The organism is Aquidulcibacter sp. (assembly GCF_049239865.1).
In the GTDB taxonomy this organism is placed as follows: Bacteria; Pseudomonadota; Alphaproteobacteria; order Caulobacterales; family Aquidulcibacteraceae; genus Aquidulcibacter.
In genome coordinates this window covers 1-24118 of record NZ_JBMLTR010000107.1, presented here as the reverse complement: position 1 = coordinate 24118, position 24118 = coordinate 1, and the positions used below count along the sequence as shown (strand labels likewise).

The following is a 24118-nucleotide window of genomic DNA, read 5'->3' as shown; positions in this document are numbered from 1 at the left end:
AATCGGGCATACTAGCCCTGTTCATTTTCCGTTCAGAAATGATATAACTTTTGGTAACCTAATTGGGGAAATCGTCAAAACGCTTTGACAAGTTGGCTCGTCACGGAAATTTTATCACATTGATTATAGTGGTATAAAATTTTGGGCGACAGCATGAATTGGGGAAAGCACCTCTCGGTGCCGCTACAGTCACGTGCCTTCGTTTTCACTCTAAGAGAGTATTATCTACAATGACGATTTGAATCACTTGGACATTCCGGCGTGAGCAGTGCCAATATAATCCGGCGGCTTCAGCGTGGTAGTCGATTACTGCAAATTATTGCTGCTGCTGCTCCATTTGGTGCTGCATTTCGAGCGCAACTGACCTTTGTGGCTTGGTAGCGGCCATAAATTGGTCTGGCCGTGTCCTTGGGGAGCGCACCACTTTCAGGAAGTCACTGTCTAACGAGAGTCGCTCTGCTTGTCGGACGTGCACGTCAACTTCCAAAAGGCTGTCCGCATCGCCCTTTAAGACACCTCGGGTCGGAGGTACATCGGCATAGTCGCGACCATAGGCGACAACAACATGGCGTTCATTGGCCAGCATGTCATTGGTTGGGTCAAATCCGACCCAGCCTTGTTCGGGCAAATAGCATTCAACCCACGCATGGGAGGCATCGGGAACCGAGCGGATTTGGGTGTCCCCATCCGTCCGGGCGAGATAGCCCGACACATAACGCGACGGCACACCCCAGTGGCGCGCAACGGCTAGCATGATGTGCGCGAAGTCTTGGCACACGCCTTTGCGGTGCTCCAGCGCGGCATCAATTGGGCTATCGGCGGCGGTAAATCCTGGAACATAGTCAAAAGCCCCATAAATCTCTTTATTGAGGACCCGCAAGCCCGTCAGCGGATCAGGGGGCAGCACCAAGAGGTCCCGTTCGCGCATAAAGGTTTCAAGATGGCCCGAACCGTCGACAAAGGTTGAGGGCCGCATCATGTCATAATAGCGGCTGCGCACTTCATCGCTACGCAAATGGGCCCACGCCCCCGGATCGACTTTTTTAGGTAGAGGGTCTGTTCGTTCATAGGTCTCAACCATGGCGCGTGACCGGATGATCAGCTCGGTATGTTTGGCGGGCACATCGAAATGATAGACGATATTCCCCAGCCAATCCCGATAGGTCATCATTTTCGCGCGGGGTTCGGTCACAATATCAAACCCGACCAAGCGCTGCATCGGCAAGGTTAGGGGCTGCAGCCACAACTCCATGACGCTTTCTCGGACCGGGGCCGAGTAAGTGTAGCGGGTCTCATGCGTGATCTCGAGGCGCATCAACGCACTCCTAAAGTGCTGGTTCCGGGTAGGCGGTCGGCCAGGGAATAGCTGATGAAGGCCGCATGAACGGCGTCGGAGATAGCGATACAATCATCTGCGACTTGGGCGATAAAGGCTTGGCCATTTTTGCCCGTAACCTCATCCAACACGGCAAAGTTCAGCCGCGCAGCCAAACGGCCAGACAAGCGCGTGCAGGTCTCGCGCGCACGCTCATCCGCGAGCGCACCCACCGCATCGATATGTTGGGCAATCGTATTAGCGCAAAAGCGCAATGACCTTGGGAAATAAGGGTCTAGCACCAAGAAATCAGCGATCTGATCGCGTCGGAAGGTCGCTGTCTTCACCCGCAAATAGGGCTCAAGGCCGCAACACATCCGCAACAATTGGACCCAACCGAAATCGCCTATGGCCGCTTGCTTCTCACCAAAATGTAGATCGAGCAGGCGGACGATCAATTGGGCGCGTTCAATCGTGCGGCCCATCGACAAGAAGTGGAAGCCTTCGCCGTGGCTCATGGTTCCCGAAACAATGCCCTTAAATGCGTGCAAGTCATTGATCGTCTCTTCGAAGAAACCAGCAGCGATTTGGCTGAAATTCCGTTTAGCTGCGGTCTCTCGCACACGGAAATACAGGCGGTTCAAACGCTCCCACATTTCGGTCGTGATCTGATCGCGAACTTGGCGAGCATTTTCGCGGGCTGCGAAGACGGCGGTGTGGATCGAAGAGAGGTCGCCTTTGCCGCCAAAGGTCAGAAGCCGGGCCTCTTCTAAGGCGTCCATGCGCGCGGCCATGGGTGCAGCACCCAAGGCCCGCATCGCACGCTCAGTGGTCATTTCGGCCTCTTCCGCCCCGGCTTCAAGCCCTGCAGTTAAGGTAATTTGCAAGACTCGGCAGGCGTGCTCTGCTCGCTCGGTATAGCGGCCAATCCAGTAAAAGCTGTCTGCAACACGCGATAACATCATGACCGTGCCCGCCCGTCGCTAGGACCTGAGAGAACCCATGTATCTTTGGAGCCACCGCCTTGGCTTGAATTCACCACCAGCGAGCCTTTGCGTAGGGCGACGCGGGTCAAGGCCCCGGGCGTGAGAGTCATTTTTGCGCCACACAGGATAAAGGGACGCAAATCGACGTGACGGGTCTCAACCGCGCCATCAATGTAGGTCGGTGCGGTTGAAAGGGAGATGGTTGGCTGGGCGATATAATTGTCCGGGTCCGCTTTGATCTTGGCCGCGAACTCTTCAATTTGTGCTTTGGTCGAATGGGGCCCGATCAGCATGCCGTAACCGCCGCTCTCGCCGACTGCTTTGACCACCAATTTGTCGAGATTAGCCAAGACATGCGACATCTGGCTTTTCTCGCGGCATAAAAAAGTCTCAACAATATCAATGATCGGATCTTGATCGAGATAATGTTTGATGATTTGCGGCGTGTAGGCGTAGACCGCCTTGTCATCGGCGACACCGGCTCCGGGCGCATTGGCGATCACCACATTGCCGGCGCGATACGCGTTCATAAGCCCCGCGACACCAAGGGTTGAATCCGGGCGAAACGCCAAGGGGTCGACAAAGGCGTCATCGACCCGACGATAAATGACATCCACCCGCTTCAGGCCCGACGTCGTGCGCATGTAAACGACATTGTCATGGATAGCTAAGTCGCGCCCCTCGACCAAGGGCGTTCCCATAAGGCGGGCCAAGAAGGCATGCTCGAAATAGGCGGAATTGAATACGCCGGGTGTAAGCACCACGACGGTGGGGTCGGGCTGATATTCGCTTGCCAAGCTTTTCAGCATGGCCAACAGATCGTCGGGATAAGATTCAACGGGACGCACCCGCGCCGCGCGGTAAAGGTCTGGGAAAGCGCGCTTAACGGCATCGCGGTTGGACAGCATGTAAGAGACACCCGAAGGTACTCGTAAATTGTCTTCCAGCACCACATAGGCACCATCTTCGCGTCGGATCACATCGGTGCCGCAAATGTTGACATAGGCCCCATGGGGCACTTCGACACCCAGCATTTCACGGCGATAATTGGATGAGCCGAGAATCAGATCGCGCGGCACATAGCCATTATTGATGATGGCTTGATCACCATAAATATCGGCCAAAAACAGGTTTAGCGCTTCGAGGCGTTGCTTGAAGCCGCGCTCTAATTTGTCCCATTCCGCTGCTGGAATGATGCGCGGCAAGATATCAGTGGGGATGATCTTTTCGGTCGAGTCTTCGTGGCCATAGACGGTGAAAGTCACCCCTTGGGCCATAAATGTGCGGTCGATATTGGCTTGAAGATCGCGCAGGCTTTGCGGCGTTGCTTGGCTTAAGCGGTTGTAGAGACCAGACCAGCCAGGGCGGGGGTCGCCTTTGGCATCAAACATTTCATCATACGCAGCCCCCAACTGATAGCCTTCAAAAGGCCCTTCTTGGCCGGGGCGCGGTGGCGCAGCCATGTCACTTACTTTGTCAGGCGCGCGCGCCATGGTGTTTCCCCTTGTGCGACCGCACTCCACGGGCGAGCGCGCCTTCTGTCAAGCGGACTGAGTGTGTCTTGCGCAGGCCTGCTCAAAAAACAGGCACATCCAACTTGCTGAACCCTCGGCAAACAGCACTTGCTCCAACCACCCCATGCCTGTTAGCGTGTCGCCAAGCTGACAAGAACAAGATGATCAGGAGTGCTAGGGATGCGGTTTGAGGGCTCAAAAAATTATGTGGCGACAGATGATTTGAAAGTCGCAGTCAATGCGGCCATCAAATTGGAGCGCCCCTTGCTAATTAAGGGTGAACCCGGAACCGGTAAGACGGTCTTGGCGATTGAGGTGGCGAAGGCTTTGGGAATGCCTTTGTTGGAATGGCACATCAAGTCCACCACCAAAGCTGTGCAGGGCCTCTATGAGTATGATGCTGTGACCCGCCTGCGCGACAGCCAATTGGGCGATGAGCGCGTTAAGGACGTCAAAAACTACATCAAAAAGGGCAAGATGTGGGAAGCTTTTGAGCATAAGGGCCGCTGCGTTCTCTTGATCGACGAGATCGATAAGGCTGACATCGAGTTTCCAAACGACCTTTTGCAAGAATTGGATCGGATGGAGTTCCACGTTTATGAAACCGGTGAAACGATCAAAGCGATCGAGCGACCGATTGTGATCATTACGTCTAACAATGAGAAAGAATTGCCCGACGCTTTCCTGCGTCGCTGCTTCTTCCATTACATCAAGTTCCCAGACGAAGACACAATGCAAGCAATCGTGGATGTCCACTTCCCCGGTATCAAGAAGCGTTTGATCGCCAATGCTTTGGCTAGCTTCTATGACATGCGCAAAGTGCCTGGCCTGAAGAAAAAGCCATCGACTTCGGAATTGCTGGACTGGCTCAAGCTCTTGGTTACCGATGATATTGACCTCGATGCAATCAAGCAAAAGGATCCATCAAAACTGATCCCGCCTTTGCATGGTGCGCTTTTGAAGAACGAGCAGGATGTGGCTTTGTTTGAGCGTCTGGCATTCTTGGCTCGCCGGGAAAGCCGCGGCTAAAGCGGAAAGACGGGCGGGCAGGCTAGAGCTTGCCCAGCCCCGTCCACACAATCCAAGCACCCACGAGAACCACGACCGCGGCAAAAACCAGCGCGAGCGCACGCTTCTGGGTACTTAAGGATTGGCTTGCCCAAGTCCCTATTGTGCTGCCCAGCAGGCCGCCAGCGATCATCAGGCCCGCAACGGGCCAATTCACGAGCCCGGACAGCGCATAGCTCGCGGTAGTTGCCGCGCCAAAGGCGGCGACGCCGACGAGGGAAGTGCCAACCGCAATGCTCATAGGCATACTGGTGGCCCACATGAGGCCAGGAACAATCAGAAACCCGCCGCCAATGCCGAAGAAGCCTGAGGCTAGGCCCACACCCGTGCCGCTGGCGATGAGGCGCGGGAGCAGGATGGGGGCGCTGGCCATGGACAGTCGGACATCTGGGGCCTCAATCCGGGTAGGTTTGCGGGCAGCCAGTACTCCGACAGCAATCATCACAAAACCAAACAGCGTGAGGAGCTTTTGACCGTCCATCGCCTTACCTAACAGGCTGCCCAAGGTCGCGCCCAAAATGCCCGCCGCCGAAAACATAAAGGCACAGCGCCATTTCACATTCTTAGCTCTGCCGTGGGCCCAAAGGCCTAGAAGTGCATTAGCAGCGACCGAGACGGCACCGGTTCCGATGGCCGTATGCGGGTCTACAACGCCAACGACATAGATCAGCAAAGGCACCGCAAGGATGGATCCGCCACCGCCAATCAAGCCTAAAATGGCACCGATCAGCAGCCCAGAGCCTAGAGCTGCAAGGATTGTGGCGGGTTCCATGGCTGAACTATGCCTTTGCGGTCATGGGTGTTTGGGGTCGATTCCAAGGTAGAAACGCCAGCATCTTTGCCATCCCGCACCAACCGGTTGTGCCGGCAAAGGTCAGGCCGGCACCGATGAAGGCCGAGAGACCGTAAAAGCCCGGATGGACCCAGGTGCCCAGGATGACGCCAAGCAAAACCAAGCTGCCCGCCAGAATCTGCACTTGGCGCATGATCTCAATGGGTTGGCTCCGATCTGTGACGACGGGCAGACCTGCTGCCTTCCAAGCCTCAATACCACCTTCCAAAGCATAAGCTTCGCAAGTCGAGGCAGAGGCCAAGCGGCTTGCATTGGCCGACGTGCGATTGCCAGCTTTGCAGTGAAAGATAATCGCATTGTCGCCGCCCAGTGGCAGGGTATCGCCTAGGCCGGACAAGGGGATGTTTTTGGCCAAGCCAATGCGTTCGCGTGCGGCTTCATCAGCCTCGCGGACATCTACCAAACGCGCGCCAGCGGCGATCATGCGCTTTGCTTCTTCAATTGAAACGGTTTTGAGGGTCATTTTTATCTCCTAAGGTTTGCGGTGGACTACGCAGCGCTGGGGCTGCAATAAAGACGATGAAGGGTGTCCATCAGTTCCGTCAGTTTGGGCTCGGCAATGGCATAAAAGATCGTCGTCCCCTCACGCCGGGTCGACAGAAGCCCTTCTTCACGCATCACAGCGAGATGCTGGCTCATCGCAGATTGGCTGAGGCCGATTGTTGTGCCCAAAGCTCCGGCACTGGCCTCGCCCATGCCAACCAATTGGCACAGCACCAGCAGGCGCCGTTCATTGCCAATCGCCTTAAGCAATTTCGCAACATCCCCAGCCCGAGCAGCCATTTCGTCCACTGTGCGTTCTAGTTCTTGTTGCGATGTGGTTTCAGTCGGCATGTGTCTCGCCCTATAAATAAGCACTTGCTAATTTAGCATATCCTAATATATAAACAAGTAGGATTTTCAGTCAAACGGAGAACACGCCATGTCCGGTCCACTTATCACCGCATTTTTCGATGAAGCGACCTTCACCATTACCTATCTGGTGGTTGATCCGGAGACGTCGCGGGCGGTGATCATTGATCCAGTTTTGGACTATGATCATCGCGGTGGCTCGCTATCGACCCGGTCGGCGCAAGCCGTTTTGGATGCCGCTGCGGGGCAGGGCGCCAAGATCGACTATATTCTGGAAACCCATGTCCATGCCGATCACCTCAGTTCAGCCCCATTCTTAAAGGCGCAGACTGGCGCGCAAATTGTCATCGGCAGTGGCATCGACAAAGTGCAACGCACCTTTGCCCCCGTATTTCATGCCGATGATCTCAGCTTGAATGGCGCTGAGTTCGATATTCTGGCGACCGACGGCCAAGTTCTGCAGTTTGGCAATCAGCAAATTGAAGTGATCCATATGCCCGGCCACACGCCGGCCTGTGTTGCCTATCATATCGGTGCCAATGTCTTCGTCGGTGATACTTTGTTCATGCCAGACTATGGCACGGCGCGCTGTGATTTCCCCGGTGGAGATGCTGCGGCTCTGTATCGCTCCATCCACAAAATTTTTGCATTGCCGCCTGAAACCAAGCTCTGGATGTGCCATGATTACAAAGCAGCTGGCCGGGATCACTATGCTTGGGAAAGCGATGTCGCCTCACAGCGGGCGAACAATGTTCACATCCATGATGGCGTGACGGAGGCTGACTTTGTGGCCATGCGCCAAACCCGGGACAAAGGCTTGGCACCGCCAGTGCTGTTGTTGCCCTCGGTGCAAGTTAACATGCGCGCAGGCCATTTCCCGCCTGCTGAAGCGGACGGAAAGCGCTATCTGAAAATCCCGGTCTCGGGGACAATTCCCGTCTGAGGCTCGATTTCGTCTCCGCAGACTAGAGTTGGGCGTTAATTCTAAGCGCAGGGCACTCGACAAGTGCGTCGGCTTCTCTAAAGTCTGCGGTAAATCACAAATGTCTCAGGTCACACACCCATGTTCCAACGCTTCTTCTCTGAACTTCGCGACGCTAAGGTTCCAATCAGCCTGAAGGAATATCTGCTTCTGATGGAAGCGATGGATAAGGAAGTGATTGAGAGCGACATCACCGAATTCTACTATTTGTCGCGTTCGGCGCTGGTGAAGGATGAGCGTAATCTCGACAAGTTCGACCGCGTTTTTGGCCATGTCTTCAAAGGCCTGGAAAAGACTAGCGATGCCCTCGCTGCTGCGATCCCTGAAGATTGGTTGCGCGCTCTGACCGAGAAATATCTCACAGAGGAAGAAAAAGCTGAGATTGAGAGCTTGGGCGGCTGGGAAAAGCTGATGGAGACGCTGCAAAAGCGCCTCGAAGAGCAAAAAGAGCGGCACGAAGGCGGCAATAAATGGATTGGCACCGGCGGCACCTCACCCTTTGGGGCCAATGGCTATAATCCTGAGGGCGTGCGGATCGGCCAAAAGGAAGGCCGCCATGGCCGGGCCGTCAAGGTTTGGGATAAGCGCGAGTATAAAAACCTCGATGATCAGGTTGAGCTTGGCACCCGTAACATTAAGGTTGCTTTGCGCCGCCTGCGTCGCTGGGCCCGCGATGGCGCGCCTTCGGAACTCGATCTTAAGGGCACCATCGATACAACCGCGAAGAATGGCTATCTCGATGTTGTGATGCGGCCAGAGCGCCGCAATACCGTTAAGGTGCTGATCTTCTTTGATATTGGCGGCTCCATGGATGCCCATATCAAAGTATGCGAAGAATTGTTCTCGGCTGCCCGCACCGAGTTCAAGCATATGGAATATTTTTACTTCCATAATTGCGTCTATGAGGAAGTCTGGAAGGACAATCGTCGCCGCACAGCGGAGAAGCTGCCCACTTGGGATGTGCTGCATAAGTTTCCAGCCGACTATAAAGTCGTCTTTGTCGGCGATGCGACTATGAGCCCTTATGAGATCACCTATCCCGGTGGCAGTGTTGAGCATTGGAATGAAGAGCCTGGCGCGGCGTGGCTAAAGCGGGTGTCGGACGTCTATCCGCATCTCATCTGGATCAATCCAGTTCCTGAGCGGCATTGGGACCACACGCCTTCGGTGAATTTGATCCGCGAAGTGATCGGGCGCGACCGCATGTTCCCCATGACGATCCAAGGCCTTGATCGGGCTATGCGGGAATTGAGTCGTTAGGAGGGCTCAAGGTTGATAGCCTTGTGAAGGCAGTCAAATCAGAGGAGTTTCGCTCAACTATTTGAGGAGCGTTCTGATGTCCTTCTATCAATTTAAGCCAATTACCATCGGCCTCGTCATTGCTCTCGTCGGCTTTGGTGCGCTCGCGTCGGAACCAGACGTTTTTGCAAAGCTAGATGCGGACAAAGATGGCAGTTTGAGCAGAACTGAACTGCAGGTGCCTTGCGATCGCGAAATCTTTGCTACTCTGGATCGCAATGGCGATCGTGTCATTGAGCGCCAAGAGTTTAAGACAAGTGGCGACATGGCAACTTATGAAGACAAGGGCGGTATCGACGATAAAGGCGTGAAACTGAGATGGCTGGAGTTTCGCGTCGGCCGCTTTGACCTTCAGGACGGAACGTTCATCACTTGCAATGCGACCGAGGGGCAATATCCACTCGAAGTCACTGCGTCGCGCGCAGATATTGAGCAGGCCAAACAGACCATTCAAAATCGGTTGGTAGAAGATGCCGCCCGCAGTGCCAAGCGCTAGCGTCCGATCTCGAAGCGCCCCATGAGAGGGTATGCTGGCTGAAGTGCTCCCCCCTCTCGAACCGACTATGGAAGATGCGCAGGCTACGCTTCACCGTGTCTTTGGCCATAGCGCATTTCGTGGCTTGCAAGCCGATGTTGTGGCGCACGTCTTGGCGGGTGGTGACGCTTTGGCCGTGCTGCCAACGGGTGGCGGCAAAAGCATGTGCTATCAAATCCCGGCGCTGCTGCGGTCCGGCGTTGGCATCGTTGTTTCGCCCCTAATTGCCTTGATGACCGACCAGGTCGAAGCTTTGCGCGCAGCAGGCGTGCGAGCCGCACGGCTTGATTCCAGTATGGCTTGGGAAGACAAACAGGCCGTATTCACTGCTCTTGAAGCAGGCCGCCTCGACATTTTGTATGTGTCGCCAGAGGGCCTCTCGTCTGGTGCCTTGATCGAGCGTTTGAGCCGCCATCCGATTTCCTTGATCGCGGTGGACGAAGCCCATTGCGTCAGCCAATGGGGCCATGACTTCCGGCCTGACTATCGCCGCTTGGGTGCGCTGCAGGAAGCTTTTCCCGGTGTTCCGCGCTTGGCAGTGACAGCGACAGCCGATGTACGTACGCGCGAAGACATTCGCCGCCAGTTGCATCTGACCCATGCCCCCGAATTTGTCGCCAGTTTTGATCGCCCTAACCTCATCCTCTCGACGCGACGCAAGGACAGCCGCACATCCGCCAAAATCCTAGAACTGGTGCTGGCGCGCCAAGACCTCTGCGGCATCATTTATGTAACGGCACGCAAGGAAACCGAAGAACTGGCGGCCAGTTTGCGGGATAAGGGTGTCCACGCGCTGGCTTATCATGCCCAGATGCCATCTGATCTGAAGGCCGAGCATTTGCGTCGGTTTCAAGAAGAAGATGGCGTGGTGATGGTGGCCACCATCGCGTTCGGCATGGGTATCGACAAGCCCGATGTGCGCTATGTGATCCATGCTGATCCTCCCAAAAGTATTGAGGCCTATTGGCAGGAAGTCGGGCGCGCGGGTCGCGATGGCCTGCCCGCAGAAGGCATTGCCTTTTATGGCTTCTCCGACCGTCGTTTCATGGCCGAGCGGATCGATGGCTCGCCTGCACCCGATGAGGTCAAGCAAGTTCAGCGCTCCAAGCTCAATCAGCTCTATGGCTTTCTCGATGGCCTCGCGTGTCGGCGGGGTGGCGTCCGGCGCTATTTCGGGGAGACGGATGTCCAAGATTGTGGGCAATGCGATGTCTGTACCAATCCAAACATGGGCCATGATTCAAGCCAATGGGCGAAGATGGCCTTGTCTGCTGTCATCCGCTGTGAGGAGAGTTTTGGGCGGGGGCGCATCATTTCCCATCTGATCGGTGCCGAGCCAGACGGGGCTTTGGAAACGCGCTTTGCCGAGCGTTCGACCTTTGGTATTGGCAAGGGCCTCAACAAGACCGCTTGGCGTCGGGTGCTGGATCAACTCCTGTTTGACGGGATTCTGGCAGAGCAAAATCGCGACGGTTTTCCAATGTTGACCATCGCCTGTCCAGACCTCGCGCGATCGGTTTTGAAGGGTGAGACGCCGGTCTTCACCCGCGAGGATCCGGTGCAAGCTGGCGGCAGTAAGCGTACGGTTGCCAAGCTCGCCCTCGATGATGATCTCGACCCAGAGACCTTGACCCTCTACCGGTCGCTACGGACGTGGCGGCTGGAAACCGCGCGTGCAGCCGGAATTCCCCCATATGTCGTGTTCCACGATTCTGTCCTACGCCAAGTGGCCTTGGCACGCCCCACAACGTCATCGGCTTTGATGATGATCTCTGGAATTGGTGAGGCCAAGGCCCGTCGGTATGGCCAGTCGATCCTAAAACTCTTGTCTGCAACCTAATTTACGGTCCCGAAATAGAATTCTGTTAGCGTCACTCTAGGTAATCTGGGCAGGAGGCCCAAAGTGATGACGTTACGTGTGTTGTTTCTGGTCTTGGCTGCTGCAAACTGTGTGCTTTTGACGGCGTGTGCCGGCGGTGGCGGTGGTGGTGGCGGGAGCGTCGTCCAACCTTCTCCACCTCCGCCCCCACCGCCTCCTCCACCACCTCCACCCCCGCCGCCTCCTCCACCTCCTCCACCTCCTCCGCCTCCGGCATTGGTTGCTGGCGTGGACTATCCATCAGCTACGTCTCGCGAATACACGCGCAGTTGGGGTTTGGCCGGCATCAAAACGGTTAAGGCTTGGGAGTATGGGGCAACGGGTGCCGGCGTCCGCGTCGGGGTTGTCGACACAGGTATCGACCTTGACCAGGTCGACCTGAAAAATAACATCTCCCCCTTGTCGCGGGACATGGAAATCGGTCGCCCCAATCAGATCATCGCGGCCGAAGAACGCCATGGAACCCGCGTTTCCGGCGTCATCGCGCATGAGTTCAATGGTTCTGGCACAGTTGGCGTAGCCTTTAAGTCCACCATCATCAGCTATCGTGCCGACCGCGAGGGCACGTGCGAAGAGGTAGGGACCGATAAGGGCTGTAAGCTGCCTGAGACCAATATCGCGCGTGGTGTTGATGCCGCGATTGCCGACGGTGTCCGTGTGATTAATCTGTCCTTGGGGGGATCAACCTCGACGGGCTCTACCCTAACGGCTGCTTTGTTGCGCGCGACCAATGCCGGGATCGTCATCGTCGCTTCAGCTGGCAATGACGCGACCGCTGACCCAGAGTTTCCAGCACAATTGTCGATCGACCCGCGCTTTCGCGGTCTAATCATTGCTGCGGGCTCAACCGATACCGCAGAGGCGCTATCCACCTTCAGCGCGAAAGCAGGGGTTGCGCGCACCAATTATCTCGTCGCACCCGGCACCGATATCATCGCGGATTGCGATACAACATCGTGCTGGCGCTTGTCCGGCACCTCGTTTTCAGCCCCCCATATCAGTGGTTCCTTGGCGCTCTTGTTCCAAGCCTTCCCCAATCTGACGGGCACGCAAGCGGTCGATATTCTTTACCGTACCGCGCGCGATCTCGGTACGACCGGAACGGACGATACATTCGGGCGCGGCATTATCGACCTTGAACGGGCTTTCTCGCCACTCGGCGCGACAACGACCAGCAGTTCATCAGGCCAAGCTGTGCGGGTTGATTTATTTGATGGCGAAGCGGGTCCAGCCTTTGGCGATGCCTTTATGCAAGATGGCCTGTCAACAGCCGTGTTGGACGAATATCAACGCCCCTTCAATGTTTCGCTGGGCTACCGCCTACGTCCACAAGCAAATTTGGGCTTTACGGCTGAAACTTATGCCTCGGAGCCACAGCAGACCGCCCAAATTGGCGATAGTCTATTGAGCTTCACCAAGCGCGCACCGGCGAGTGAGGCTTGGGGCGTGTGGGATGACCGAGTTGTTGCGCAAACCCCAGTGGTGCGGGCCCTGATGCCCGTTTCGGGCGCACCTTGGGGCGGAAAATTGGCCATTTCTCTGGCACAAACAGATGCAGGTTCCGCGACCCGTCCCTATGGATTGGCCGGAGATGCCGCAGGCGGCGGTACCCAATTCGGCCTGATGGGATTGGGTCAATTCCAATCTTTCCAAGGTCTGGTCTTGAGCAAGGATGCCTTCAGCCTCCATGCCTTTAACGCTTCGGGCGGGTTTGACCGCTTGCGCGGTATGGCCGCGACGCGCCAATCCGCCTCTCTTGTTCAACTGGCTCATCAAAGCCAACGCCTGACAAGTGTCCTCGAGATGGGCAGCCTAGCCGAACACGGAAGCTTCCTGGGTTCGCGCTGGAGCGATGGGTCATGGCTGGGCGATGGGCAACGTCACGATGACACCCGCGCCCAAAGCCGGTTCGTCGGGATGCAGTTTGATTTTGCACTGACTGACCGCGCGAGCCTTACGGCCCGGGTCCAAGGTGCCCGCATGGCTGATATATCCGGTAACAAAGCCTTTGCGCCGGGTGCGCCGATTTATGCCAGCGCAGCGTCCTTGACCTATGCGCAAGAGTTGCGCAACGGCTGGTGGCGCTTGGGTCTTGAGCAGCCGCTGCGCGTTGAACAGGGTAGCCTGCGCTATCGTTTGGCCGACCCTTACCTGGCCTGGGGCAGCGCCCAGACTTGGTCGGAGCGCAGCATTAATGTTGTGCCATCGGGGCGCGAGCTGCGCTTGACCGCTAGCCGTGATTGGCTGTTGGGTGGCGAGTCTGAGACCGCGGCTTGGTTAGGGGTTGAGTTGACCCACATCTATCAGCCCAATCATATCGCCAGTGCAAATGGGGAGACCTTGATGCGGGTGCGAGCCTCAACGCGGTTCTAGAACCGTGGATTTGTTGGCCCGATTGCACACCAACTAACAGTCATCGGGCTTCCAAAATTCGCAAGAGACCGTTATGTCTGTGCCTATAGGGTCCCTAAGTGCAGGGGCCCGCGACCCCTTGCCCGGCCGTCGCGCCGGGCGATTTTGTATCTGGAGGCCAGAAATCATGTACGAGATCTTGATGCCCAAAGCCACTGCCGTGTGGTTGATCGACAATACCGGCCTGACATTCGACCAGATCGCAGCTTTCTGCGGCCTGCATCCGCTGGAAGTCAAAGGGATTGCCGACGGCGATGTCGCGACCGGCGTCCGTGGCTTGGATCCAATCGCCAATTCACAATTGTCGCGCGAGGAAATCGCCCGCGGTGAGGCGGACCCAACCCACAAGATTAAGCCTTTGGAAGGCCGCAAGCTCGACTTGCCGCCCGTTAAGAAGCGCGGTGGGCGCTATACGCCTGTATCGCGTCGCCAAGATCGCCCAGACGCGATTGCTTGGTTCTTGCGCTATCACCCAGAAATCACCGATGCCCAAATGGGCAAGCTGATCGGCACTACCAAGTCGACCATTGAAAGCGTGCGTAGCCGCTCCCATTGGAACAGCGCGCAAATCAAGCCGGTAGATCCCGTCACCATCGGTCTGTGCACACAGATCGAACTCGACGCCTTGGTCAAAGCTTCCTCCTCGCGCCGCGCTAAGGCCGCAGCTGAAGCTGGCATCATCGATCCCGAAGAAGGCCCAAGCCTGCAGCCAGCAGCGAAGCCCAGCTTCTATGTGGATGAGAGCGAGTATTAAGCGTTAGCCGAAAGGCTGGTTTGATTGGTTAAAAAGCCCTTCCCCATCCGGGGGAGGGGTTTTTCTTAGATTTTCTGGCTTTGATTGGTGACCCTTTTGTCTCCGCCTTGAACTGGCGAGGCCCAGGGCGGCCGCGCTTTGATGAGCGGCGTTGCCTCAGGCCCTAAGCCACGCACGCTAGCAAATGTAATCCATGACGCCGGGGTTGTACCAAGTGTCACCTCTAGGTCCCATTGCACGCACGACCGCCCGACACAGCGCAGACCAAGACCCTGGGGCTTATCAAAGTCGACGCCACCAGATTCGCCATTAGCCCCACCGCTGAGACGACGAACTTGCGCCTCTTTCGGGATTGAAAGCACGACCTCGTCTGCGCCCGGGGCCAGCACGCGCAGCTTCAAAATGCGCCCTTCTGCCGATTTGGTTTCAGAGAGGATTTCGATGCGGGCAGGCACAGTGGCACCGGTCGGCACTGGCGCGGTTGCATGAACGCGCTTGCCATCACCGTTTTTCAGCGGGGCCAGCTTAAAGGGGGCAATTGCTTGCATGGGACTGGGCGCAGCCTCATCGCCTGGGCCAAGCACCCAAGCATTTTCTGCTTCGCCACCATGCCAATGCTGCACATTCAGTGGTCTGGGAATGTCCGGCGAATAGGCCTTAGCAAAGACGGCCCACACCAGCGTACTGCTAACCACCACCAATGTCAGAAAACTAACGCCAGCCATCTTCGTGCTCGGCTGCCAAACTGGGACCAGTGCACAGAGCATTAAGAGCGCGCCGACAGCTCCGAACGCCCAGCCCAAGCCTAAGCCTAAACCGACTTCAGCAAAGTCTAGGGCAGGCAAGATGAAAACCATCAGAACGAAAGCGGCGGCAAGGCCAAACGTCTTTAGGAGCAATCCGCGATCCACTTTTGTCGCCGTCAGCAAGAAGCCTATCCCAGCGATCCCAGCCGAAGGAGCTGCCAGGATCATACTGCCTGGTGAGACGATGGAGAGGGCCAAAAACAAGCCTGTCACCCAAATCCACGCCCCAGCGAGGACGCGCGTGGCGACTATCCCGCGACAGAGCCAAAGGGCGAGGAGGGCACCTAATAAGCCACTGCTATAGACTAATGCCCGCCCGGCCATCGGGGTGGCAAACCACCATTGGCTTTCGACGCGCATCTGGTCGATTAGCCAAAGCGCGCCAAAGCCGACACCGCCGGCAACAAGAAGGGCGACCAGCGGCGCAAGCATCGCCCGCGCGGCACCCGTTGGTCCGCTGCGAACATAGGCAAACAAAGCGGCAAGTAGCCCAAATCCCAACAGGGCATAGCCAACCGCCACCGGCAAGACCAACATAAAGCGACCTAAAACGTCTGAGTAAATGACTTGCGCCTCAGGGGCATTGGCTTCTGGCTTTGCCGCCAGATGGCCTTCCAAGGCTGCCAGCGCCGCACCCCCCATATGCCCAACGCTAGCGTGCTCAAGATAGGCGAGCGAGTCTCGGGGTGTATGATAACGGGCAACAGGGTTGATAAAGGCAAAATTGACCACATCATAGCTTTTGCCCAAAAACTCGGTGGCATCGGTATCGTTTGGTAGCGTGCGATAAATGTCGGCCGCCATCGAATTTGCGATTGTACGCACGGGCATGGCAGTCAGAGCGGCAATATCGCGGCCATTGGGCATGCTGGTTTGGAACATGATGGCAGGACCGCCTGTGCCACGCGCTTCCATATTGATTGCAAAGGACACGTCCTTGGCCCAGGGGTCTTTGCGCACAAAAGAGGTAGCCCCCAACAGGCCTACTTCTTCGCCATCGGTGATGAGGAAGATAACCGGTTTGGACAGCTTGCGGCCGGCCAGGCGTGCGGCAATCTCCAGGGTCGCCGCAACGCCTGCACCGTCGTCGCCGGCGCCTGGGCCTGCAGGGACAGAATCGTAATGCGACGCGATCAAGGCTGCACCGCCTCCGGACGGGCCTGCCCGGAATAAGATGTTGCGAACCCGCGCGCAGCTCATGCCGCCAAAACGCTTCGAACCTCGACACGCAAAATCATCGCGCACTTCTGGTGTGTAGCCCAAGGTTTTGATCTCACTCAGGATACGCTCACGCACCAGATCATTGGCTGGAGAATCGACTGGATGAGGTCGCTCGTCCCCTAAGATGCGCGTCAGGCGACCAATGGCTGCCTTTGTATCAAATCCAGTCGTGGCCAAGGTTTCTGAGATACTTGGGGGTGCAGTCAATCCGCCCTTGAAACAAAACGCCAAGAGCAAGGCGAGGAGACCTAGCATTAGCTGGATCGACGGACGAGCGGGGCGATGTGTTTGGGTCATGGACACACTCAATCACGAGAGCGTGAGGCAGGTCAAATGCCAAACCGGTGCCCAGCTAAACAGGCGGACATTGTGGCCAGTCCGAAGGTGTTTGTCCCCGCAGAAAAATCCCGCTGCAGACCTTTGTGGGTCGGCAACGGGATCAATGTAGGCTAATTGCGTCGGGGCGGGTCTGCGGCCTGAAGCCGATTACATTTTCAGCTTTACTTCAAAGCCAATGGTGCGCGGCTCGTTGAAGAAGGCGTTGACGCCACCTAAAACGCTTCTCGACTTGTAGAAGATGTGCTCTTCATCCAGCAGGTTACGTGACCACAACGAGAATGTCGCGACGCCGTCGCCCACAGCGATGTCGGTCAGGGCGATCCGACCATTGACGATCATGGAGCTTTCGCCCTTTGGCTGTCGCACGGTGACCGCCCGTGTGACCGGATCATAGGCTACGTCGGTATAATTGGCGTAGAAGCCGTCACTGAAGTTTGCATCCAAATGGGCTTGAATCGTCGCCCCCATGAAAGGTTGTTCGTAATCGGCTGAAACGCTGCCCGAAGATTCAGGCGTGTAGACTTGGTAGATCGGGATTGGCACCGTGATCAATTGCCCGTTTGATTGGCGGAACGGATTGACCGTGGCAGGGATTTCAACCTTGTTATAGGCATAGCTGGCGTTGAACGTGAGCTGCTCTGTAGCCGCAAAAGACAAGTCCGCTTCGAAGCCCCTCAGCTTCCCATCGCCAGGGGCATTGGTGGTTTCGGTCGTGGTGCGAAGCGTTGTTAGAAGATTGCCCGTGACTGGGTCAACTTGGGCATATTGAGCCGAGAAGTCGAGCTGGATATCTTCATAGGTCCCAGTGTAAGCCGCCAGATTGAGGCGCGCGCGGCGGTTAAAAAACTCGATCTTCGCGCCAATCTCCTCCATAGAAACAGCTTCGGGATTGAAGGGCGAATAGAAAAGCGAGCGAGAGTTTGCGCCGCCCGACTTATAGCCGCTGCTGTGTTTCACATAGACCATAATGTCATCCGACAGGTCGTAGGAAACATTCACTAAGGGATCAAAGCGATCCCAAGTCTTATTCAAAGCTCGCGCGCCTGAGACCCCATTAACAACTGGAAGTGCACCGTTGACGGTGAACAGCGAGCCTTCTTTTTTGTCCTGCGTGTAGCGGCCACCAAGCGTGATGTGCAGCTTATCGCCCAAGAAAGCTGGGTTATAGGTCGCTTGGCCGAACACGCCTTTACTGGTGGTCTTCACCCGGCTGGCCCGGTCAATCCGCTGCGCCGCATAATTCAGGGAAAGGTAAGTAAAGGCAGATCCGGTCGCGTCGGTGAATTGGGCGGTATTAAACGCCTGCGCGTTATCTTCGACATTTTCTTCATAGAAGAGGACGCCGCCGACATATTTCAATCGCTCCGTTTCGCCAATTACTTGCACTTCTTGGCTGAATTGATCTTGGGTGAACTTTGCCAAGCTATAACGCGCAAATCCTTGACCTGTGAACACGCCAGAAGCTTGGATCAGGAAGAGACCAGACTGCGCGTTGCCATTATCATATTGGCCTTGGCTGAGATCTCGGTAGGAAGTGATCGACTTCAGCCGCAGATTGTCCGTGATGTTCCAATCCATCCCAAGTCGATGGCCCCACGTCTTGCCGATGCTTTCCTGTTGGGGGACACCGACGCCAGCAACTTTCGCGCGTTTGGCCTGCACGGTCGGCACAGCGGCCAGACGGGCGGTGCCGGGCTCTGTCAGCTGCAGATAGAGGGTGGTGGTCGCGTCGTAGCCATTATCATAAGCATAATCGACGCTGAGATTGGCCATCGGCTCCCACAAAGCAGCGACACGATAGCCGCGCTTTTTGTATCCACCAAAGTCCTCGGCGCTCACCAACGGGTTTTCCACCCAGCCGTCGCGAGCTGTGATCACGCCATCCAGCTTGATGGAGATATTTGCAAATTTCGGTAAATCGACACGCAATTCACTCTTGTAGGAGCCAAAGTTGCCCGCGCCGGCCAGTGCGGTCATTTTGAACTTGCCGCTGGGCTTACGGGACACGATGTTTACAGCACCGCCTTCCGTGTTGCGGCCAAACAAAGTACCTTGTGGACCTTTCAGGACTTCGATGCTCTCGATGTCATACAAGGCGGTACCCAGACCTTGTGGGCGGCCCAGATAGACCCCGTCGACATACACGCCCACACCTTGGTCGCGTGCGGGCTGGTTGGAGTCAGAAAGGACCCCAATCCCGCGTACGTTCATGATCAACGCGCCGGGGCGCGAGAAGAAAGGTGCGACTTTCAAGGAGGGGATGGCCCCATCGCCCAAATCCACCAAGGATTTGACACCACGATTTTCCAACGCTTGAGCGCTCAAAACAGAGATCGAGATTGGCGTGTCCTGCAGGTTCTCGGTTCGCTTTTGCGCAGTCACAACGACGATTTCCAATTCTGGAGCACTCGTCGTATCCGCTGCCGCGGTTTGGGCGGTTTGGGCGTAAGCTGCCTGCGAAGCCATGAGCGAGATCGCAATCGTGCTCGTGCTGGCAAGGAAATTGGAAAGTTTCATCATGGTCCCCTTCGAAAAATAAGGGGTGGCTCTAGGCGCTGAACTTATCGACTTTTTAACGGATTATGAACGATTGCGCGAATGTTAGATGAATATTTTATGGCTATCTTGGGCCTTCGCGACCAACAAATTTTCGAGCTTGATTTAACGTTCGACGGAAACAAACCTTCAGGCCGTTCAAACTCATCACTACCTGAATGCTTGACGCCGCGATTGACGCGGTTCAACAAATTTCAAGCGAAGTAGCGGGATCAGGTAAGCGTCGATTGGAGGAAGCATTCCCATGAAAGCTTCGGTGGCATCCGTTTCACCTGTCCGCAGAGCTATTCTGACAGGCGGCGTCATCAGCCTTTTCGCGGGGCAGGCGAACGCCCAAGGTCAAAGCGTTGGGCTGGACTGGATCACACCGGAAACGGGCGTGGTGGGTGTCGAGCGAGTAATTTACTCCAGCGCACTCGTTGGAACCGATGTTTCCTTTCATGTCATCAAGCCCCCTCATTATCACACCGATTTGGAGCGCAGATTTCCTACTCTCTATTGGTTGCATGGATCAGGAGGCAACCGGGTCTCCTTGCGTCCGATGGCCGCTTTTTTCAGTGCCGCAATGGAGCGGAGGGATTTGCCACACTGCTTGGTGGTCATGCCTAATGGGCAACGCGACAGCCTGTGGTGCGACTCTATGGACGGATCAGCACCCGTTGAGTCACTTCTGATGAAGGAGATTTTGCCGCTGGTCGATACAAAGTTCCGGACAAAGGCTGAGCGCCGTCACCGCCTCTTGGAGGGATTTAGCATGGGCGGGTTTGGTGCCGGCAGGCTCGGTATGAAATATCACGACCATTTTGGGGCGGTCTCTATGCTGGCGTCAGGGCCCCTCCAAACGACTCTCACGATTGAAGAGGGTCCCGCCATGAATGCAGCCCTGCGCCCCCTGTTGTTGCAGCGCCTGTTTGGCGAAGATCAAGCCCGGTTTTTGCGCGAAAGTCCCCGCGGGATGGCCATGATTTATGGTGATGCAGTGCGGGCGGCGACCAAATTACGGATGGCGATTGGCAGCGACGACTTCACGCGCCCGGCCAACGAGGAATTTTCGCGATTTCTTTTAAGTCTGAATATCCCACATGCGTTCACCATCGTGCCAAACGTAGGCCATGATGCACGCGCGCTCATAAACATCCTGGGCTTTGGCTTCCATCGCAGTTTCTTCGACATGACTTGATTGGTGACAGTCGAAGGTCACAATTGTCACAACTGGCAATTATGAGCGGCCTGAGGATGGGGAAGGGCACACGAAGGCACCATAGCCTTTCTAAGGCGAACCGGCTTAGGTTTGTCTTCGATCAGATGCGACGATGGGCGGATTTTACATGAAGGCAAATAGTGACGTCATCGTCGTTGGGATGGGCATTGTCGGACTTGCGCATGCTTGGGCCGCTGCCAAGCTGGGGAAATCGGTGATTGTCCTTGATCGACAGCCCTATGCAGTCGGTGCCAGCGTCCGCAACTTTGGCTTTGTGACGATTACGGGCCAAGAGCGCGGCGAGTTCTGGGGTCTTGCACGCCGTGCAAAGGAGCTTTGGCTGGAAGTCTGCGAACAGGCGCACATCCCAATTCTGCATAGAGGTTTGGCCATGGTCGGACGTAGACCAGAAGCCGCCGCCGTTTTGGAATCCTTCCTAGATACAGAAATGGGACAAGGCTGCACTTTGGTGTCCGGCCAATCTTTCATTGAGACCCATCGCGAAATTCCTCTTCATAAGCCGAGTGCCGTTCTGGTAAGTCCCCACGAGGTACGGGTTGAGGCACGCGACGCTTTGGCCCAAATAGCGGATTGGCTTCAGCAACGCTGGGGCGTGCGCTTTGAAACCTTGACTTCAGTCCTGAACGTGAGTGACGGCCTTGTGACAACATCCCGAGGCGATTTCAAAGCCGAACACGTCTTTGTTTGCCCCGGCGACGATCTCTCTAGCCTATATCCAGACTTGATGACCGAGCAGGGGGTGTCGAGGTGTACCCTACAAATGCTGCGGCTAGAGCCTTTGGGCTTTGCTCTACCCCATGCCATCATGTCGGACTTAGGTTTGGTTCGTTATCGCGGCTATGCCGACCTAGCGGGCCTAGAGGCGCTCAAAGTCTGTCTCGAGCGCGAACAATCGGCGCATTTGGCGGCTGGCGTGCATTTGATCGTAGTTCAAAGTGCCGATGGTTCCTTGGTTGTCGGCGACAGCCACCTCTATGGCCAAGCTGAAAGGCCATTCGCGTCCCAATCGTTTGAGCATTTGATCTTGGATGAGTTCACCAAAGTCTTCAACGTGCCCACACCAAAGGTGTCCGAGCGTTGGATCGGAACCTACGCCACAGCTCCCGGGCAACAATGGTTTGTGGCCGCGCCAGAGCCGAAAGTTCGGCTGACCGTTGTGACGACTGGCGCGGGCATGTCGACAGCCTTTGGGATTGGTGAAAAAGTTGTTCAGGACGCGTTGGGGTGAACCAGATGATCAAAGCTGTCTTTTTTGACTGGGCCGGGACGATGGTCGACTTTGGTTCCCGCGCCCCTGTAATCGCCATGCAGGCAGTTTTTGACGCCGCCGGTGTTCCCGTGACTGAGGCCGAAGTGCGCGCCCATATGGGCAAAGCCAAGCGTGAGCATGTCTTGGCCATGTTCGAAGATCCAGACGTGCAGCACCGCTGGCTGACCGCAAAGGGGAAACAGCCGGGCCCCCTCGACGCAGATCACTTAATGATCGGGTTAGAGCCTGCCATGACCGAAGCTGCTGCAAAAGCCAGCACGCTAATCCCGGGAGCGTTGGACGTTTTTCAGGCCCTAACCGCATCGAGCATTAAAGTCGGCTCGTCGACCGGTTATACGCCAACCATGATGACAGAAGTTGCTAGGCGGGCGCATGCACAGGGGTATGAGCCTGCCACAATCCTATGTGCCGGTGATACATCCGAGGGGCGGCCTGCACCCTTTATGCTGTGGCAAGCTATGATCAATCTCGGGGTCTGGCCGGCACGTGCGTGTGTTGCCGTTGATGACGCTCCAGTGGGCATTCACGCGGGCCGTGAGGCCGGCATGTGGACCGTTGGGTTGGCCGGCTCAGGTAATGAATTGGGCCTAGATGCCGAAGCTTATTCGGCGCTTTCTGAAGCAGAGCGCCGCACGAAACTTGCCAAAGCCGCCGAAGCCTTTGTCGTGGCAAGGGCGGATGTGGTGATTGCCACGGTTGCTGACTTGCCTTCCGCGCTCTCGATCATTGCAGATGCAATGGCTCAAGGGCTTGTCCCGGGCAGCAACATCGTTTTGGATGCTTCCATCACGGGCTAATTAGACGGGTTGGGGACATTGATGGGTCGAGTTCAAGCGTATTTATCTCGTGCTCACCCAGCCCTTTTTATTGCCTATGGCGGCGTCGTTGCTTTCTGCGCTTATTTTTCAATGTATGCCTTCCGCAAGCCTTTCTCGGCGGCGACCTATGAAGATGTTGCAGGCTGGACCTTTGTGCTGGATTACAAGATCGCCTTGGTGATCGCCCAAGTGCTTGGTTATGCGTTGTCAAAATTCATTGGAATCAAAGTGATTGCAGAGTTGGATGGGTCCAAGCGCGGGTGGGCTATATTGGCATTGATCGGCCTATCTTGGTTGGCGCTTGTTGTGTTTGCGATCCTCCCGGCACCGTGGAATGTCGCAGCCTTGTTTCTCAATGGCCTGCCACTGGGTTTGATTTGGGGCTTGGTGTTCAGCTTTCTTGAGGGACGGCGAACAACCGAAGCATTGGGTGCGATCCTGTGCGCGAGTTTCATTGTTTCGTCCGGCATCGTAAAGTCTGTTGGCAGTCTGCTGATGAGCCAGTTGGCCGTCAGCCCATTCTGGATGCCTGCTGCCACTGGGGCCTTGTTCTTCCCGCTATTATTTCTGGCCGTGTGGGGTCTGTCGCTTTTGCCGCCGCCATCGGAAGAGGACCAAGCCCAGCGCGTGCGCCGCGCTCCGATGCAACCCAAAGAGCGAAATGGCTTTATGCTCGCCTATGCCCCCGGCCTCGTTCTTTTGGTGGGCGCTTATGTCTTCTTGACGGCGTTTCGCGATTTCCGCGACAATTTCGCCGCTGAGATTTGGCGTGACCTTGGCCAAGCCAATGGCGCGGCACTCTTCACCTTATCAGAGCTACCCGTTGCCGTCGTCGCCTTGACTATTCTCGCTTCGCTGATGGTCATAAAGGATAATCGGAACGCGTTTCTGGTTGTGCACGGCATTTTGGCAGCAGGCTTTGCCTGTATTGGCCTATCGACCTTGGCCTTCCAAGCTCAGCTCATCGGCCCGATCGCGTGGATGATCTTGGTGGGCGCAGGGCTTTATGCGGCCTACACGCCCTTTAATACGGTCTTATTTGATCGACTTGTGGCCGCCAGCGGGCAAGTCGCAACGGCGGGCTTCTTGATCTATGTTGCCGATGCAGCCGGATATGTCGGCAGTATCGGTCTCTTGCTCGCCAAGAATTTCGCCAACATCCAACTCGCATGGGTGCCGTTTTTCATCCAAGCCGCCTATGGTGTCGGCCTCATCGGCTTTGTTGGCATCTGCGCTTCAGCGCTCTATTTCCGCAAACGCTTGACGCGGTGAGGCACCGAGGCGCGATCAGCGCCGCTTGATGCATCCAGAATATAAAAGAAAAATGGAGCGGGCGATGAGATTCGAACTCACGACATCCACCTTGGTAACATATGAGTTAACCCAAGCTCGTGCCAATGAGGATGGCATTAAGGTCAATCCACTGGCCGCGGAATC

General features: G+C 56.2%; 19 protein-coding genes. 11 read left to right on the top strand and 8 right to left on the bottom strand.

What is annotated here, in order from left to right:
- Nucleotides 1-316: 316 nt before the first annotated feature.
- From ACOVRA_RS07970 to ACOVRA_RS07960, 3 genes are read right to left on the bottom strand one after another with little or no spacing between them, the layout of a single operon-like run.
- Nucleotides 317-1315: a transglutaminase family protein gene (locus tag ACOVRA_RS07970; protein WP_421719818.1), complete on the bottom strand. Its 999-nt coding sequence runs from the start codon at nucleotides 1313-1315 to the stop codon at nucleotides 317-319.
- On the bottom strand, nucleotides 1315-2280 hold the full coding sequence (locus ACOVRA_RS07965) for an alpha-E domain-containing protein (RefSeq protein ID WP_421719817.1): 966 nt from the start codon (nucleotides 2278-2280) through the stop codon (nucleotides 1315-1317). Before ACOVRA_RS07965 ends, ACOVRA_RS07970 begins: the two co-directional genes overlap by 1 nt.
- A complete protein-coding gene (locus ACOVRA_RS07960) occupies nucleotides 2277-3692 on the bottom strand; it encodes a circularly permuted type 2 ATP-grasp protein (protein WP_421719838.1) in 1416 nt (471 codons plus the stop codon). The genes ACOVRA_RS07965 and ACOVRA_RS07960 overlap by 4 nt, the downstream gene beginning before the upstream one ends.
- A gap of 303 nt (nucleotides 3693-3995) precedes the next feature.
- On the opposite strand from ACOVRA_RS07960, the gene ACOVRA_RS07955 reads away from it, so the two are divergent.
- Nucleotides 3996-4844 carry an AAA family ATPase gene (locus ACOVRA_RS07955; RefSeq protein ID WP_290807416.1) on the top strand — a complete coding sequence of 283 codons (849 nt, stop codon included), beginning with the start codon at nucleotides 3996-3998 and terminating at the stop codon, nucleotides 4842-4844.
- A 22-nt stretch (nucleotides 4845-4866) separates the two neighbouring features.
- Here ACOVRA_RS07955 and ACOVRA_RS07950 read toward each other — a convergent pair whose 3' ends face one another.
- Genes ACOVRA_RS07950 through ACOVRA_RS07940 form a run of 3 tightly spaced genes read right to left on the bottom strand, consistent with a single transcriptional unit; the run spans nucleotide 4867 to nucleotide 6570 of the window.
- Nucleotides 4867-5655, bottom strand: a complete 789-nt coding sequence (locus ACOVRA_RS07950) for a sulfite exporter TauE/SafE family protein (RefSeq protein ID WP_421719816.1) — start codon at nucleotides 5653-5655, stop codon at nucleotides 4867-4869.
- A 7-nt stretch (nucleotides 5656-5662) separates the two neighbouring features.
- Nucleotides 5663-6199, bottom strand: a complete 537-nt coding sequence (locus ACOVRA_RS07945) for a rhodanese family protein (RefSeq protein WP_421719815.1) — start codon at nucleotides 6197-6199, stop codon at nucleotides 5663-5665.
- A 26-nt stretch (nucleotides 6200-6225) separates the two neighbouring features.
- Nucleotides 6226-6570, bottom strand: a complete 345-nt coding sequence (locus ACOVRA_RS07940; protein WP_421719814.1) for an ArsR/SmtB family transcription factor — start codon at nucleotides 6568-6570, stop codon at nucleotides 6226-6228.
- A gap of 88 nt (nucleotides 6571-6658) precedes the next feature.
- Between ACOVRA_RS07940 and ACOVRA_RS07935 the strand changes: the two genes are divergently transcribed.
- The 6 genes from ACOVRA_RS07935 (at nucleotide 6659) to ACOVRA_RS07910 (ending at nucleotide 14449) form a co-directional block, all read left to right on the top strand.
- Entirely contained in the window at nucleotides 6659-7531 is an 873-nt protein-coding gene (locus ACOVRA_RS07935) for an MBL fold metallo-hydrolase (RefSeq protein WP_421719813.1), read from the top strand.
- A gap of 120 nt (nucleotides 7532-7651) precedes the next feature.
- Nucleotides 7652-8830 (top strand): vWA domain-containing protein, encoded by a 1179-nt coding sequence (locus ACOVRA_RS07930; protein WP_421719812.1) that lies wholly within the window; start codon nucleotides 7652-7654, stop codon nucleotides 8828-8830.
- A gap of 76 nt (nucleotides 8831-8906) precedes the next feature.
- Nucleotides 8907-9365 (top strand): hypothetical protein, encoded by a 459-nt coding sequence (locus ACOVRA_RS07925; RefSeq protein ID WP_421719811.1) that lies wholly within the window; start codon nucleotides 8907-8909, stop codon nucleotides 9363-9365.
- A 31-nt stretch (nucleotides 9366-9396) separates the two neighbouring features.
- Nucleotides 9397-11244 (top strand): DNA helicase RecQ, encoded by a 1848-nt coding sequence (gene recQ / locus ACOVRA_RS07920; protein WP_421719810.1) that lies wholly within the window; start codon nucleotides 9397-9399, stop codon nucleotides 11242-11244.
- A 66-nt stretch (nucleotides 11245-11310) separates the two neighbouring features.
- Nucleotides 11311-13656, top strand: a complete 2346-nt coding sequence (locus tag ACOVRA_RS07915) for a S8 family peptidase (RefSeq protein WP_421719837.1) — start codon at nucleotides 11311-11313, stop codon at nucleotides 13654-13656.
- Nucleotides 13657-13822: 166 nt separating this feature from the next.
- Nucleotides 13823-14449 carry a DUF1013 domain-containing protein gene (locus ACOVRA_RS07910; protein WP_290807420.1) on the top strand — a complete coding sequence of 209 codons (627 nt, stop codon included), beginning with the start codon at nucleotides 13823-13825 and terminating at the stop codon, nucleotides 14447-14449.
- A 65-nt stretch (nucleotides 14450-14514) separates the two neighbouring features.
- Here ACOVRA_RS07910 and ACOVRA_RS07905 read toward each other — a convergent pair whose 3' ends face one another.
- Nucleotides 14515-16773: a M28 family peptidase gene (locus ACOVRA_RS07905; protein WP_421719809.1), complete on the bottom strand. Its 2259-nt coding sequence runs from the start codon at nucleotides 16771-16773 to the stop codon at nucleotides 14515-14517.
- A gap of 189 nt (nucleotides 16774-16962) precedes the next feature.
- Nucleotides 16963-19332, bottom strand: coding sequence for a TonB-dependent receptor (locus tag ACOVRA_RS07900; protein WP_421719808.1), 2370 nt, complete (start codon nucleotides 19330-19332; stop codon nucleotides 16963-16965).
- A gap of 283 nt (nucleotides 19333-19615) precedes the next feature.
- Here ACOVRA_RS07900 and ACOVRA_RS07895 point away from each other — a divergent pair, with 283 nt between their 5' ends.
- From ACOVRA_RS07895 to ACOVRA_RS07880, 4 genes are all read left to right on the top strand, one after another.
- The gene (locus tag ACOVRA_RS07895; protein ID WP_421719807.1) at nucleotides 19616-20551 is read left to right on the top strand and encodes an alpha/beta hydrolase; all 936 of its coding nucleotides are present in this window, start codon (nucleotides 19616-19618) and stop codon (nucleotides 20549-20551) included.
- Nucleotides 20552-20699: 148 nt separating this feature from the next.
- A complete protein-coding gene (locus tag ACOVRA_RS07890; protein ID WP_421719806.1) occupies nucleotides 20700-21821 on the top strand; it encodes a TIGR03364 family FAD-dependent oxidoreductase in 1122 nt (373 codons plus the stop codon).
- 5 nt (nucleotides 21822-21826) lie between these two features.
- Nucleotides 21827-22660 carry a phosphonoacetaldehyde hydrolase gene (gene phnX, locus ACOVRA_RS07885; protein ID WP_421719805.1) on the top strand — a complete coding sequence of 278 codons (834 nt, stop codon included), beginning with the start codon at nucleotides 21827-21829 and terminating at the stop codon, nucleotides 22658-22660.
- A 21-nt stretch (nucleotides 22661-22681) separates the two neighbouring features.
- Entirely contained in the window at nucleotides 22682-23953 is a 1272-nt protein-coding gene (locus ACOVRA_RS07880) for a DUF5690 family protein (protein WP_421719804.1), read from the top strand.
- Nucleotides 23954-24118: the final 165 nt, after the last annotated feature.